The sequence below is a fragment of the Nocardioides sp. genome (genome assembly GCF_036374615.1).
In the GTDB taxonomy this organism is placed as follows: Bacteria; Actinomycetota; Actinomycetes; order Propionibacteriales; family Nocardioidaceae; genus Nocardioides.
In genome coordinates, this window is the sequence record NZ_DASUTK010000223.1 from 1 (window position 1) to 14,460 (window position 14,460).

Sequence of the window (14,460 nt, forward strand, 5' to 3'; positions counted from 1 at the left end):
CCTGCCGCTGTCGGCCGAGGCGCAGGCCGAGGCCCGGATCCTGATGCTGTCGACGAACAACATCCTGAAGCCGTCCGACGGCCGGCCGGTCACCATGCCGACCCAGGACATGATCATCGGCCTGTTCTTCCTCACGACCGATCGTGAGGGCGAGCCGGGCGAGGGCCGGGCGTTCGCGTCGCAGGCCGAGGCGATCATGGCGTTCGACCGCGGCGAGATCAGCCTGCAGAGCCAGGTCAAGATCCGGTTCTCCGACATCGTCCCGCCGCTCGACCTCGAGCTCGGCGAGGACTGGGAGGAGGGCCGGTCGATCACGCTCGCGACCACGCTGGGCCGCGCGCTGTTCAACGACACGCTGCCTGCCGACTACCCGTACGTGAACTACGAGGTCGGCAAGAAGGCGCTGGGCGCGATCGTCAACGACCTGGCCGAGCGCTACACCAAGGTCGAGGTCGCTGCCTCGCTCGACGCGCTGAAGGACGCCGGTTTCCACTGGGCCACCCGCTCGGGGGTCACGGTGTCGATCGACGACGTCACCACGCCGGACAACAAGGCCGAGATCCTCGGTGACTACGAGAAGCAGGCCGACAAGGTCCAGAAGCAGTTCGAGCGCGGCCTGGTCACCGACGAGGAGCGCCGCCAGGAGCTCATCGAGATCTGGACCCAGGCCTCCAACGACGTCGCCAAGGCGATGGAGTCGACCTTCGACCGGTCGAACCCGATCTACATGATGGTCGACTCGGGTGCGTCCGGAAACATGATGCAGATCCGTCAGGTGGCGGCCATGCGTGGCCTGGTGGCCAACCCGAAGGGCGACATCATCCCGCGGCCGATCAAGGCGAACTTCCGCGAGGGTCTGTCGGTGCTGGAGTACTTCATCTCCACGCACGGTGCCCGCAAGGGTCTGGCCGACACCGCGCTGCGGACCGCCGACTCGGGTTACCTGACCCGGCGGCTGGTCGACGTGTCGCAGGACGTCATCATCCGTGAGGACGACTGCGGCACCGAGCGCGGCCTCGACAAGCTGATCGGCGTGAAGGGCGAGGACGGCGTGGTCCGCAAGGACGACAACGCCGAGACCGCGGCCTATGCCCGGACGGCGGCCGTCGCGGTCGCCCACCCCGAGACCGGCGACACGCTGGTCGGGGCGGGCGAGGACCTCGGCGACGTCAAGATCGGCGAGCTCGTGGCGGCCGGCATCGAGACCGTCAAGGTCCGCTCGGTGCTGACCTGCGACGCCAAGACCGGCACCTGCGCCAAGTGCTACGGCCGGTCGTTGGCGACCGGCAAGCTGGTCGACATCGGCGAGGCCGTCGGCATCATCGCGGCCCAGTCGATCGGTGAGCCGGGCACGCAGCTGACGATGCGTACCTTCCACACCGGTGGTGTGGCGTCGGCCGACGACATCACGCAGGGTCTGCCCCGCGTGGTGGAGCTCTTCGAGGCGCGGCAGCCCAAGGGCCTGTCGCCGATCTCGGAGGCCGCCGGCCGGGTCGAGATCGAGGAGACCGACAAGGCCCGCAAGGTCCTGGTCACCCCCGACGACGGCTCCGAGGTGCAGGAGTACCCCGTCAGCAAGAGGTCGCGCCTGCTGGTCGCCGACGGCGACCACATCGAGGTCGGTCAGCAGCTGACGGTCGGTACCCCCGACCCGAAGGAGGTGCTGCGGATCCTCGGCATCCGCCGGGCGCAGCAGCACCTCGTCGACGAGGTGCAGGCGGTGTACCGCTCGCAGGGCGTGTCGATCCACGACAAGCACATCGAGATCATCGTCCGGCAGATGCTGCGCCGGGTCACGGTCATCGAGTCCGGTGACACCCGGCTGCTGCCGTCCGACCTGGTCGACCGGGTGAAGTTCGAGGAGGAGAACCGTCGGGTCGTGACCGAGGGCGGCAAGCCGGCCTCGGGTCGCGCTGAGCTGATGGGCATCACCAAGGCGTCGCTGGCCACCGAGTCGTGGCTGTCGGCCGCTTCCTTCCAGGAGACGACCCGCGTCCTCACCGACGCGGCGATCAACGGTCGCAGCGACTCGCTGCGCGGCCTGAAGGAGAACGTGATCATCGGCAAGCTGATCCCGGCCGGTACCGGTCTGGAGCGCTACCGCAACATCCGGGTCGAGCCGACCGAGGAGGCCCGCGCGGCGGCGTACAGCGTCACCGGGTACGACTCGTACGACTACGAGTTCGGCAACAGCGGTGGTCAGGCAGTCGCCCTGGACGACTTCGACTTTGGTTCGTACCAGAACTGATCGAAGCGGCGGTCACGCCCCCCTCACGCGAAGCGTGAGGGGGGCGTGACGCATCTGCAGACCTGCCGCGTCACCGCCCCGGAGTATCGCTATCGGGGCGATATTGCGTGGCGTCGCCAGAATGCCCAGGACTACCGTCCCCGTGTGACTGACGAGACTTCGCCCTGGACCACCGCCCGCGGGCGGCTGGAGCGGCTGGTCGCCGACCAGGGGTTCTCCGGCATCGTGCGGGTGACGCAGGGCGACGAGCTGTTGCTGGAGTTCTGCGGCGGGCTGGCCGACCGCGCCAGCGGTACGGAGGTGCATCCCGGCACCCGGTTCGAGCTGGCGTCGCTGTCGAAGATGTACACCGCGGCCGCGGTGCTCTGCTGCGTCCGTGACGGCCTGCTGGCGCCGACAGACCGGGTGATGGACGTGTTGCCTCCGGAACGCCGTCCCAGGGCGCTCGATCCCGGCGTGACCGTGCACCACCTGCTCACCCACACGTCCGGCATCGGCGACTACGCCGAGGAGGACGAGGACACCGCTCACTACGTCGCGGACTACGGGTCGCTCTGGGAGACGCGACCGATGTACCGGATGGAACGACCCGACGACTTCCTGCCGCTCTACACCGACCTCACCCCGATCTTTGCCCCGGGCGCGGAGTTCCACTACTCCAACGGCGGCTACGTGCTGCTCGGTGCGGTGCTGGAGGAGGTGACCGGCTCGCCGTTCGCGCACGCGGTCAGCGAGCGGGTGTTCGTGCCGGCCGGGATGACCGGCTCGGCGTACCGGCGAGCGGACGAGCCGGACCCGGACGTGGCCGTGGGGTACCTGCCCCGGACGGGGGACGAGCGCTGGCGGAGCAACATCTTCTCGGTCCCGGTGATCGGCGGCGGGGACGGAGGTGGTCACTCGACCGCCGCGGACATCGACCGGTTCCTGCGCGCCGTCGCCTCGGGCTCGTTGCTCGGCCCGGAGACGACCGCCCTGATGCTGACGCCGCACGTCGCGGACGAGGAGGAGGGCTGGCACATGGGGTACGGCATCTACCTCGGGCCGGGCGGCAGCATCGGGCACGGCGGCGGTGACCCGGGAGTCGAGACCGGCGCCCGCTACCTGACCGGCTCCGACATCGCCTGGGTGGTGCTCTGCAACGTCGAGGGCGTGCTCGACCCCGCATGGGACATCATCGAGGAGGCGGTCGCGACCGCCTGAGGCACCCACGCTTGTTACCAGACGGTGGTTGTGTGCGCCGCGGCGTTACGGCTTGGATATGCGAACACGACCCGGATCGGGTCCACAACGGGGGGAACCACGACATGTCTCGTCACACTGCTCTGCGCCGGCTCGCGACCGTAGGCGGCGGCACCGTCACCGCCATCGCCATCACCGCGGCAGCGGCCAGTGCCCACCACTGCTACGTCCCGATGTACTCGCTGAACGGGCCGCAGTCCGCCACCTGGGACGTCTACTCGGCCGAGCGTGGCGCCGATGAGATCGCCGGGTTCGTCGCCGAGTGCGACGGCGCGGTGCAGGCCGGGTACGACGCCCTGAGGGCGGCCGGTCTCCCGGTCGGCATCAAGATCAAGGCCACCAAGACGATCGGTGACCCGAACGACACCGGTCGGATCCCCACCCAGAACGGCGCCAACGGCAAGGGTCTGGAGTACTTCGGTGCGGGGTCCACGCTCGCCGAGGACATGGTGGGGACGTGGAAGGGCGCGGCCGAGTCGTACGACTGCGCCTGAGCAGATGACGCGAACGGCTGGGTCGGTCTGAGTGCCGACCCGGCCGTTCGACGTCCGGCCTGTCGGCGCCGCACGAGAGGTGGCAGGGTGGCCGACATGGGAGACAAGGACCGCCTCACCGGAGACCAGATCACTGCTCTCGGACTGGCCGACTGGCGCCCGGTGCTCGCATCGCTGCGCGGTCGGTTCAAGACCGGCGGCTTCACCACCAGCCTGGAGCTCGCGCGGCGGATCACCGACGTCGCCGAGGAGATGAACCACCACCCCGACCTCGACCTGCGGTGGCCGCACGTCGACATCGACCTCACCAGCCACGACGTCGGGGGCATGACCCAGCGGGACGTCGAGCTGGCGCGCCGGATCAGCGAGATCGCCGCCGACATGGGACTGGAGGCTCAGCCGGGGGCTCGGCAGGAGGTCGAGCTCTCGCTCGACACCTGGGACGCCGAGGAGATCAAGCCGTTCTGGGCCGCCTTGCTCGCCGCCGACATCGGCCCGGACCTGGTCGAGCCCACCGGGCAGCTGCCCTCGCTGTGGTTCCAGGACACCGACCGGCACGAGACGCCCCGGCAGCGGTTCCACCTCGACGTGTGGGTCACACCGGACGAGGCGGCGGGCCGGATCGAGGCGGCGGTCGCCGCCGGCGGCACGGTCGTCGACGACTCCAACGCTCCGAGCTTCACGGTGATCGCCGACGCCCAGGGAAACCGGGCGTGCGTCTGCAGCAACGCGGCTCGCGGCGGCGGCTGAGGGCTCGTCACCGGTCAGGAACTGACCGGTGCGGCCGATAGCGTCGGGCCATGAACTCGATCACGCTGATCAGTCCGGAGGGACTCGTCGCGAGCCCCGCCTTCAGCCACGTGGCGGTCGTGCCCGCGGGTGCGGAGACCATCTACGTCGGCGGGCAGAACGCCGTCGACGAGAAGGGCGCGATCGTGGGTGGCGACGACCCGGCCGCCCAGACCAGGAAGACAATGGCGAACCTGGTCACCGCGCTGGAGGCCGCGGGCGCCTCGCTCGACGACGTGATCAGCATGACCGTGCTGATGGTCCACGGGATCGACCTGGCTGCGTCGTACGCCGCGGCCGCCGAGACGCTGGCCGGGCTCGAGACCCCGCCCCTTGTGACAGCTGCGATGGTCTCCGCCCTGGGCGTGCCCGGCGCGCTGGTCGAGGTGAGCGCGATCGCGGCCCGGATGCCCTGAGGCCGCCTGCTCGCGATTCGGGCCCAGGTCGCCCGGCTGCGAGAATCGGCGGGTGAGCCAGACCGCGCCCCTCCGCACCGACGTCCTCGTCGTCGGAGCCGGGCCTGCCGGCTCGGCCGCGGCCGCGTGGGCGGCACGGTCAGGACTGGACACGCTGCTGGTCGACGCGGCCGTCTTCCCCCGCGACAAGACCTGCGGCGACGGCCTGACACCGCGCGCCATCGGTGAGCTGCAGCGGCTGGGCCTCGAGGACTGGCTGCGCGCCCGCACCGTGAACCAGGGCCTGCGGGCGCACGGCTTCGGCCAGACCCTGCTGCTGCCGTGGCCCGGCGGCTCGCTGCCCGACTGGGGCTCCGCGGTCGCCCGGACCGAGCTCGACGACCACCTGCGCACCACGGCGATCAAGGCCGGAGCGAGGGCCCTCGACGGAGCGCGGGCGGTCGACGTACGCCGGGCCGGCGACCGGGTCGCCGCCGTCGTGCTCCGAACCGCGGACGGAGACGTCGAGGTGGCCTGCGAACGCCTGGTCGTGGCCGACGGCGTCCGCTCGCCGCTGGGCAAACGACTCGGCCGCGAGTGGCACCGCGACACCGTCTACGCGGTCGCTGGCAGGGCCTACGTCGACTCGGCGATGTCGGACGATCCGTGGATCAGCTCGCACCTCGAGCTGCGTGACGAGCAGCACGAGATCCTCAGCGGCTACGGCTGGGTGTTCCCCCTGGGCAACGGCTCGGTCAACCTCGGCGCCGGCACGCTCGCCACCGCGAAGCGTCCGGCAGAGGTCGCGATCAAGCCCCTGATGCAGATCTACGCGGACACGATCGCGGAGGACTTCAAGCTCTCGGGCGAGCTCCGCGCGCCGACCTCGGCGCTGCTGCCCATGGGCGGAGCGGTCACCAACGTGGCGGGGCCCAACTGGGCGCTGATCGGTGACGCGGCTGCCTGCGTGAACCCGCTCAACGGCGAGGGCATCGACTACGGGCTCGAGTCCGGTCGCCTCGTCGTCGAGACCATGGTGGAGCACCACGACCTCTCAGTGGTCTGGCCGCAGCTGCTGCGCGACCACTACGGCGAGGCGTTCTCGATCGCCCGCCGGCTGGCCGGGGTGGTCACGGTCCCCGGCGTCCTGAAGGCCCTCGGCCCGGCCGGGATGCGGTCGGACTGGCTGATGACGCTGGCACTTCGCTGGATGGGCAACCTGGTCACCGACGAGGACCGCGACCGGGCCGCCCGGGTCTGGCGCTGGGCCGGGCGCCGCTCGCTGGCTCGTGACGCGCGGCCGCCCTTCTCCTGAGGCGGGTGCCGGGTCGACCTGCTCCACCACCTCGCCGGCTGGCTCCGGTGGCCCTCACCGGGACCACCGAGCGGGTCCTCTAAGTTGGTCACGATGGCCAGCACACCGAAGCGACAGCGGGTGGCGGCGTACGCCGTCATCCTCCGCGACGAGGAGATCCTGCTGAGCAGGCTCTCCCCGCTGGTGACCAGTGAGGAGCTGTGGACCCTTCCCGGCGGAGGTCTCGACCACGGGGAGGACCCACGAGACGCGGTGATCCGCGAGGTCCACGAGGAGACCGGCCTCGACGCGACCGTCAGCGACACCGCGCGGGTCTACTCCGCCCACATGCCCTCGGTCTGGCGCGGCGGTCGGCGGGTCAACGCTCACGCTGTCCGGATCGTGTACGACGGCTGGGTCCCTGTGGAGTCACCGGAGCCGCGGGTGGTGGAGGTCGACGGGTCGACCATCGAGGCCGCGTGGCAGCCGGTCGAGGCCGTGCTCGACGGCACCGTGCCGGTCACGCCGCTGGTCGTCGATGCACTCGCCGACCACCGGCCCTACCGGAACCAGCGGTTGGCGGCGTACGCCGTCATCCGCCGGGACGACCGGGTGCTGCTCACCCGGGTCTCGGCCCGCGGCTACCACTCGGGCCAGTGGTCGCTGCCGGGCGGTGGTGTCGAGCACGGCGAGCGGCCCGCCGAGGCCCTGGTGCGCGAGGTGCGCGAGGAGTGCGGGGTCACGTGCGAGGTCGGCGCGCTGCTCGACGTGGTCGACGACCACTTCTCCGGGATCGCCCCGAACGGGCGGTACGAGGACTTCCACAGTGTGATGCTGCTGTTCTCGGCCGAGGTGCCGTCCGACGCCGAGCCGCAGCTGACCGAGGTCGACGGCACCACTGACGCCGTCGCATGGGTGTCTCTCGCCGACATCAGGTCCGGCGCTGTTGTGACCTACGCCGCCGTGCGCCACGCCCTCGGTCTCGAGACGGGTGCCGGGGAGCGTCGGTGAGCGAGACCGTCTTCACCTACGGTGCGCCGTCGTTGAAGTTCGGGCCGGGTGCCTCGCGCGAGCTGGCCCACGACCTCACCGCGCTCGGGGCTCGCCGAGTGCTGCTCGTCACCGATCGCGGCGTCGCCGCCACCGGCCATCCGGCCCGGATCGTCGACAGCCTCGACGCGGCGGGCTTGGCGGTCACGACGTACGACAGAAGCCGGGTCGAGCCGACCGACGCCTCGCTGACGGAAGCGGCCGCCTTCGCGCGGGAGACCGGCCCGTACGACGCCGTGCTCGCGGTCGGTGGTGGGTCGTCGATCGACACCGCCAAGGCGGTCAGCCTGCTGACCACCAACCCCGGCGAGGTCCTCGACTACGTCAACCCGCCGGTCGGGGGCGGGCGCGCGCCCACCGAGCCGTTGCTGCCGATGGTTGCGGTCCCGACGACCACCGGGACCGGGAGCGAGTCGACCACGGTGTGCGTGCTCGACGTCCTCGCTCAGCGCGTCAAGTCCGGGATCAGTCACCCGCGGCTGCGACCCGCGCTCGCGGTCGTCGATCCCGACCTCACGACGTCCCAGCCCGCCATGGTGACCGCCTCCTCCGGCCTCGACATCCTGTGCCACGCCCTCGAGAGCTACACCGCCCGGTGGTACAGCGACTTCGACGCCAAGCGGCCCGAGCAGCGGGTGCCGTACTGCGGTGCCAACCCGGTCGCGGACCTCTTCGCCCGGCAGGCCCTGACCCTGCTGGCCGGCTCGTTCCGCGCCGCCATCCGCGACCCGTCCGACCGGCGAGCCCGCGAGGCCATGGCGCTCGCCGCGACCTACGCCGGACTGGGCATCGGCAGCGCCGGCGTCCACATCCCCCACGCCAACGCGTACCCGATCGCGGGCCGGGTCCGCGACTACCGGCCGGCCGGCTACCCCCAGGACGCCGCGATGGTGCCGCACGGGATGGCGGTGGCCCTCACCGCCCCGGCAGCCTTCCGGTTCACGTTCGGGGCGACCCCTGAGCGTCACCTCGACGCCGCACGGCTGCTCGAACCGGACGCCACCGGGTCCGGACCCGACCTGCTGCCCGCGGTGGTGCTGAGGCTGATGCAGGACGTCGGGATGCCGAACGGGCTCGGCGCCGTCGGGTACGCGGAGCCCGACGTGACGGACCTCGCGGCCGGTGCGCTGCAGCAGCAGCGGTTGCTGTCGATCGCGCCGCGGCCGGCTGCCGAGGAGGACCTCGCCGCGATCATCGCGGACTCGCTGGAGCTCTGGTGAACGCCTGGTCCGCACTGTGTCGTCCGCTGCCGCCCACCGCCCTCGAGGTCCCTCCTAGACTCGCATCGTGAACCCCCGCCACCGCCGCCTCGTGATCCCCGTGGCGCTGGTGGTCCTGCTCCTGATCGTGGTGATCGCTGCGGTGTGGCCATGAGCGAGCCCCTCCTCGACGCACTCGACCAGGTGCGAAGCCACCTGCTCGATCCCGACGCCCTCGTCCGGGCGGTCGCGTCCGGGCGCCGGAAGGGCGTCCGGCCGCCGTGGCGGCGAGTCGAGCTGCGGTACGTCGACCTCAAGGCCGGTCGCCACCTGCAGGTCACGTCGTACGACGAGACACAGGCCCATACCGCCAACCACGCGGCCGGCGAGCCGGCGAGGGCCGCGGTCGACGAGCTGCTCGACCAGCCGTTCGGCAACTGGCACGTCGACACCACGACCGAGTCGCACCAGCTGCGTGTGACGAAGAAGGGCGCGGCGCTGCTCCACACCCAGTCACGGTCCGACGAGCTCGAGGTGGACCGCGACCACGACCGCGACAAGCAGCGGCTGTTGCCGGAGGACGACCCGGTCCTCGTGGCCCTCGGGATCTCCGACCAGCATGGTCGGGTCAAGCCCAGCCGGCAGTCGAAGTACCGGCAGGTCGAGGAGTTCCTGCGGATCCTCGACGTCTCGGTCCGCGACGCCCTCGAGCAGGGCCACCTCCGGGAGCCGACGCCGCACGACCCGCTGCGAGTCGTCGACCTCGGCTGCGGCAACGCCTACCTGACCTTCGCCGCCCACCGGTTCCTCCACGAGGTCCGCGGCCTGCCGGTCCACCTCACCGGTGTCGACCGGCGCGCCCAGCCACGGTGGAGCGACCCGGCCGTCCTCGAGGCCGTCGGTCGCGAGACCGGGTTCGTCCGAGGCACCATCCAGGACGCGGTCGTCGAGCCGCCGCCGGAGGTCGTGCTCGCCCTGCACGCGTGCGACACCGCGACCGACGACGCACTGGCGCGCGCCGTCGAGTGGAAGGCACCGGTGGTGCTCGCCGCACCCTGCTGTCACCACGACATCGCGGCGCAGCTGCGACGTACGTCCACGCCCACGCCGTACGCGATGCTGACCCGGCACGGGATTCTGCGCGAGCGCTTCGCGGACACCCTCACCGACGCGCTGCGTGCGTCGCTGCTGCGGATGCACGGGTACCGGGTGGACGTGATGCAGTTCGTCGAGAGCCGCCACACGCCGCGCAACACCCTGGTGCGGGTGATCCGGCCCGGGTCGCCGGTCCGAGACGACGCCGTCCGCAAGGAGTACGACGAGCTGGTGACCACCTGGTCGGTGCGTCCCGCGCTCGCCGAGCTGTTGGAGCGGCATGGCTCTGCGTGAGGCGATGACGGCGGTCGTGGTGGCCGTGCCCTTCGGGCTCGCGGTCTCCGCGGGGGCAGGCATCGATGAGCCCGATCCTGTGTTCAGGTTCGAGGACCCGGCGATCGTGGAGTCCAGCGGACTCACCGTGCTGCCGGACGGCCGGTTCGTCACCGTGAACGACTCGGGCGACGAGGCGCGGGTCTTCACCGTCGATCCCGTCACCGGTCGGACCGTGGGCGTGACCCGTTGGGAGGGGGCGGTCGAGGACGTCGAGTCGGTCGCTCCCGACAGCGCCGACTCGGTCTGGGTGGGCGACATCGGCGACAACCGCGAGAGCCGCAGCGCCATCTGGGCGATTCGGGTGCCGGTGGGCGAGGGTGACCGGGACGTGCCCGGCGAGCGGGTGACGTTCTCCTACCCCGAGGGCCCGGCCAATGCCGAAGCGCTGCTCACCGACCCGCGTGACGGACGGCTGGTGGTCGTGACCAAGGACGTGCTCGGCGGCACGGTGTACGTCGCGCCCGACGGCACCCGGCCCGGAAGCACCGTGGAGCTCGAGCCGGTAGGGAGCGCGCAGCCGCTGGTCACCGACGGCGCGTTCTTCCCGGATGGTCGGCACATCGTGTTGCGCAACTACGGCCGAGCGGTCGTCTACTCGTGGCCGGAGCTGCAGACGGTCGGCGGGTTCGACATCCCACCGCAGCAGCAGGGCGAGGGCATCGCCGTGGACGCCGACAATCGGGTCTTCGTGAGCTCCGAGGGAGCGCGAGCGCCGGTGCTCGAGGTGGCCCTGCCCGAGCGGCTCGCGAACCTTGTCGCGGGAGAGCCCCTCACGACGCCCGAGGCCGAGGAGCCCGAGCCCTCCGACGAACCGACGTTGCGGAGCCGGGAGGGCGAGGAGCTGCCGCAGGACGACGACGCCGGACGCCGCGACCCCGTCCCGTGGCTGATCGGCAGCGCGCTGCTGCTCGTGGGGCTCGTCGTGCTGGTCAGGTCTCTGCGACCCACCCAGCAGGATCCGCCCCGCTGACCGTGCCGGTTCCGGACGCCGCCCGTCCGGAACACCTCCTAGGGTGCGAATCACCAGGCCAGCCACGAGGAAGGGGTCCGCCATCTCTGCCGACTACACCACCCAGCCGCTGACGCCCAGCACGTGGGACGACTTCGCCGAGCTCGTGGAGGCGAACAACGGGGTGTGGGGAGGCTGCTGGTGCATGGGATTCCACCCCGAGGGCGTGGGTGCCGGGCACACGCGCGAGGGCAATCGGGAAGCGAAGCGCGAGCACACCCGGCGCGGATCGGTCCACCAGGTGCTGGTGTACGCGGGCACCTCGTGCGTGGGCTGGTGCCAGTACGGGTCACCGGCAGAGCTGCCCAACATCAAGAACCAGGCAGCGTACGAGCGGGAAGCGGTCTCGCTGCCGGACTGGCGCATCGGCTGCATCTTCACCGGGAGCAAGCACCGCGGACAAGGGGTCGCTCGTGCCGCCGTGGCCGGCGCGCTGGAGGCGATCCGGGCGGCCGGAGGTGGCGTCGTGGAGGCCTATCCCGAGCAGACGACCGACCGGAAGGAGCAGCGGGGCTCCTACCTCCACACCGGACCGGAGGAGCTGTTCAGCGAGTTCGGGTTCGTCCGGGACCGCCGGATCGTCAAGTGGCGATGGGTGATGCGCACCGAGGTCTGACTCCGGTGGCCGTCAGCGAGTAGCGTCTGAGCATGCCGGGGGACCGGTCGACTGCAGGCGTTCGGGCGGCGGAGGTGATCGCCGCGCTGTCGCTCGCCACCGACCTCGAGAGGGTCCGGTCGGAGCTGGAGGCGGCCTTCGCGCCGTACCGCGTCGCCGACGGCGGCTTCCACCTCGATGGCCTCGCGCGGTGCGTCGTCGCGAGCTGACCCGCGGGCCCGCACCGGCGGTAGTCCCCGCTCCTTTGGTCGCCAGGACGGCCGATCGGCAACCAGAGAATCGGGGACTACCGTCGTGGATATGGAGCTCACCGTCGTCCGAGGAGACATCACCCAGCAGGAGGTGGATGCCGTGGTGAACGCCGCCAACCGCGCGATGCGCGGTGGCGGCGGGGTGGACGGGGCGATCCACCGGGCCGGTGGCCCGGCGGTGCTCGAGGACTGCATCCGACGCTTCCCGAACGGGCTCGCCACCGGCGACGCCGGCTGGACGACCGCCGGGAACATGGCCGCCACCTGGGTGATCCACGTGGTCGGCCCCAATTACGTCGCGGGCGAGCGGGACCGCTCGCTGCTCACGTCCTGCTACTCTCGCGCGCTCGCGGTAGCCGACGATCTCGGCGCCCGGTCGATCGCGTTCCCGCTGATCAGCGCCGGGATCTACGGGTGGCCGAAGGACGACGCGATCGCCGCGGCCGTCGACACACTTCGCGGCACGCCCAGCGACGTCGAGGAGGCGCGGCTGGTCGCGTTCGACGCCGCGACGTACGAGCAGGTACGCACAGCCCTGGCGCGATAGTCCGCCGCCGAAATCATCGATCGGGGGGGCCGGACTGCTGATTTCGGCGGCGGACTATCCCTCAGAAGCTGTCGACGACGTAGTCGATGCAGCGCGTGAGCGCCTCGACGTCGGAGGGGTCGATCGCGGGGTACATCGCGACCCGGAGCTGGTTGCGGCCGAGCTTGCGGTAGGGCTCGGTGTCGACGATGCCGTTGGCACGCAGCACCGCCGCGATCCGGGCGGCGTCGATCGACTCGTCGAAGTCGATCGTGCCGATCACCAGCGAGCGGTCCGCGGGGTCGGGGACGTACGGCGTGGCGAAGGGCGACTTCTCGGCCCAGCCGTAGAGCGCGCTCGACGACGTCGTCGTGCGCTCGACCATGCCGGCGAGCCCGCCGTTGGCGTTCATCCAGTCCAGCTGCTCGGCCATCAGGAAGATCGTCGCCACCCCGGGGGTGTTGTACGTCTGGTTCTTGGCCGAGTTGTCGATTGCGGTCGGCAGGTCAAAGAACGGCGGCACGTAGCGGTCGCTGGCCGAGATCTCTTCCACCCGGGCGAGCGCTCGCGGCGAGAGGATCGCGATCCAGAGTCCGCCGTCGGAGGCGAAGCACTTCTGCGGGGCGAAGTAGTAGGCGTCGACCTGGTTCAGGTCGACGGGCAGGCCGCCGGCGCCGGACGTCGCGTCGACCAGGACGAGGGCATCGTCGTCGATCCCCTCCGGACGCACCACCGGCGCCATCACCGCGGTCGAGGTCTCGTTGTGCGCCCACGCGTAGACGTCGACCCCGTCCTCCGCGATCGGGTCGGGCCTGGTTCCGGGGTCGCCGGCGACCACGGACGGCTCGGACAGCCAGGGCGCCTTCTTCACCGACGTCGCGAACTTCGCCGAGAACTCACCGAAGGACAGGTGCTGGCTCTTCTCGCGGATCAGCCCGAAGCAGGCCACGTCCCAGAAGGCCGTCGCGCCACCGTTCCCGAGGACCACCCGGTGCCCGTCGGGGAGGTCGAACAGCGCCGCGAGGCCGTCACGGACCCGGCCGACGGTCTCGCGCACGGGCGCCTGCCGGTGCGACGTGCCCATCAGGGACGAACCGGTCGCCGCGAGCGCGTCGAGGTGGCTCGTCTGGATCTTGGAGGGGCCGGCTCCGAAGCGACCGTCGGCCGGGAGCAGGTCGGTCGGGATCTTGATGGCGTCGCTCATGGGCAACCTTCCGGGTGGTCGGGCGTAGTTCCTGACGACGCTGTCAGCGGCGCCTATTCTGGCACCAGCCCGGCCCCGCGCCGGTACCGAGGGGAGACCATGAGCACGGTTCCGGATCCCGGCCTGCGGCAGCTGGGAGAGCAGAGCGCCGCGGCCAGCCTCTCGCCCGGGCTGCGGCTGGTCCGGGTCGGCTGGGGCCACCCGGATGCGCTGACGCTGATCGAGGCGGTGCAGGAGGAGTACGTCGTCCGCTACGGCGGACGCGACGACACCCCGCTCGACCCGGTCATGTTCGACCCTCCGCGCGGCAGCTTCTTCGTCGGGTACGACGGCGGCGTACCCGTGGCATCAGGAGCCTGGCGCCGCCGGGAGGACGTCGAGGCCTTCGGCAACTACGAGACGGCCGAGATCAAGCGGATGTTCGTCGTCCCCGAGGCCCGGGGGAGGGGCCACGCCCGCACGGTGCTCGCCCACCTCGAGCGCACTGCCGCGGCGGCCGGAGCGCGCGCGATGGTGCTGGAGACCGGGACCGCGCAACCGGAGGCGATCGCGCTCTACGAGTCGTCGGGCTACACGCGGATCGAGCGGTTCGGCCACTACAGGTGGTCTCCGGAGAACCGCTGCTTCGGCAAGCTGCTCTGAAGCCTCCTGCGTTGACGGGCGGGTCGGCGACGTGCCGGGTTCGGCTGACAGGTCTGATGGATCGCCGTACCGT

14 protein-coding genes and 1 pseudogene are annotated in these 14,460 nt (G+C 71.3%); 14 read left to right on the forward strand and 1 reads right to left on the reverse strand.

Going from position 1 to position 14,460, the window contains the following annotated elements; genetic code table 11:
* From VFZ39_RS17090 to VFZ39_RS17150, 13 genes and pseudogenes are all read left to right on the forward strand, one after another.
* A pseudogene (locus VFZ39_RS17090) lies at positions 1-2,248 on the forward strand (DNA-directed RNA polymerase subunit beta'); the annotation flags it as partial.
* Between the two features lie 144 nt (positions 2,249-2,392).
* A complete protein-coding gene (locus tag VFZ39_RS17095) occupies positions 2,393-3,448 on the forward strand; it encodes a serine hydrolase domain-containing protein (protein WP_330866995.1) in 1,056 nt (351 codons plus the stop codon).
* Positions 3,449-3,552: 104 nt separating this feature from the next.
* A complete protein-coding gene (locus tag VFZ39_RS17100) occupies positions 3,553-3,981 on the forward strand; it encodes a hypothetical protein (RefSeq protein ID WP_330866996.1) in 429 nt (142 codons plus the stop codon).
* A gap of 96 nt (positions 3,982-4,077) precedes the next feature.
* Positions 4,078-4,731 (forward strand): 4a-hydroxytetrahydrobiopterin dehydratase, encoded by a 654-nt coding sequence (locus VFZ39_RS17105; protein ID WP_330866997.1) that lies wholly within the window; start codon positions 4,078-4,080, stop codon positions 4,729-4,731.
* A gap of 50 nt (positions 4,732-4,781) precedes the next feature.
* On the forward strand, positions 4,782-5,186 hold the full coding sequence (locus tag VFZ39_RS17110; RefSeq protein WP_330866998.1) for a RidA family protein: 405 nt from the start codon (positions 4,782-4,784) through the stop codon (positions 5,184-5,186).
* Between the two features lie 52 nt (positions 5,187-5,238).
* On the forward strand, positions 5,239-6,480 hold the full coding sequence (locus VFZ39_RS17115) for a geranylgeranyl reductase family protein (protein WP_330866999.1): 1,242 nt from the start codon (positions 5,239-5,241) through the stop codon (positions 6,478-6,480).
* A gap of 93 nt (positions 6,481-6,573) precedes the next feature.
* On the forward strand, positions 6,574-7,470 hold the full coding sequence (locus tag VFZ39_RS17120; RefSeq protein ID WP_330867000.1) for an NUDIX hydrolase: 897 nt from the start codon (positions 6,574-6,576) through the stop codon (positions 7,468-7,470).
* A complete protein-coding gene (locus VFZ39_RS17125; protein WP_330867001.1) occupies positions 7,467-8,729 on the forward strand; it encodes a hydroxyacid-oxoacid transhydrogenase in 1,263 nt (420 codons plus the stop codon). Before VFZ39_RS17120 ends, VFZ39_RS17125 begins: the two co-directional genes overlap by 4 nt.
* 150 nt (positions 8,730-8,879) lie before the next feature.
* Entirely contained in the window at positions 8,880-10,097 is a 1,218-nt protein-coding gene (locus tag VFZ39_RS17130; protein WP_330867002.1) for an SAM-dependent methyltransferase, read from the forward strand.
* The gene (locus tag VFZ39_RS17135) at positions 10,084-11,109 is read left to right on the forward strand and encodes a hypothetical protein (protein ID WP_330867003.1); all 1,026 of its coding nucleotides are present in this window, start codon (positions 10,084-10,086) and stop codon (positions 11,107-11,109) included. Before VFZ39_RS17130 ends, VFZ39_RS17135 begins: the two co-directional genes overlap by 14 nt.
* Positions 11,110-11,152: 43 nt before the next feature.
* The gene (locus tag VFZ39_RS17140; RefSeq protein WP_330867004.1) at positions 11,153-11,764 is read left to right on the forward strand and encodes a GNAT family N-acetyltransferase; all 612 of its coding nucleotides are present in this window, start codon (positions 11,153-11,155) and stop codon (positions 11,762-11,764) included.
* 32 nt (positions 11,765-11,796) lie between these two features.
* Complete coding sequence (locus VFZ39_RS17145) at positions 11,797-11,973, forward strand: hypothetical protein (protein WP_330867005.1); 177 nt, start codon at positions 11,797-11,799, stop codon at positions 11,971-11,973.
* Positions 11,974-12,064: 91 nt separating this feature from the next.
* Positions 12,065-12,562 (forward strand): O-acetyl-ADP-ribose deacetylase, encoded by a 498-nt coding sequence (locus VFZ39_RS17150; RefSeq protein WP_330867006.1) that lies wholly within the window; start codon positions 12,065-12,067, stop codon positions 12,560-12,562.
* A 61-nt stretch (positions 12,563-12,623) separates the two neighbouring features.
* On the opposite strand, the gene serC is transcribed toward VFZ39_RS17150, so the two are convergent.
* Positions 12,624-13,745 (reverse strand): phosphoserine transaminase, encoded by a 1,122-nt coding sequence (gene serC / locus VFZ39_RS17155; RefSeq protein ID WP_330867007.1) that lies wholly within the window; start codon positions 13,743-13,745, stop codon positions 12,624-12,626.
* A gap of 99 nt (positions 13,746-13,844) precedes the next feature.
* On the opposite strand from serC, the gene VFZ39_RS17160 reads away from it, so the two are divergent.
* Entirely contained in the window at positions 13,845-14,387 is a 543-nt protein-coding gene (locus VFZ39_RS17160) for a GNAT family N-acetyltransferase (RefSeq protein WP_330867008.1), read from the forward strand.
* The last annotated feature ends 73 nt before the right edge of the window (positions 14,388-14,460 follow it).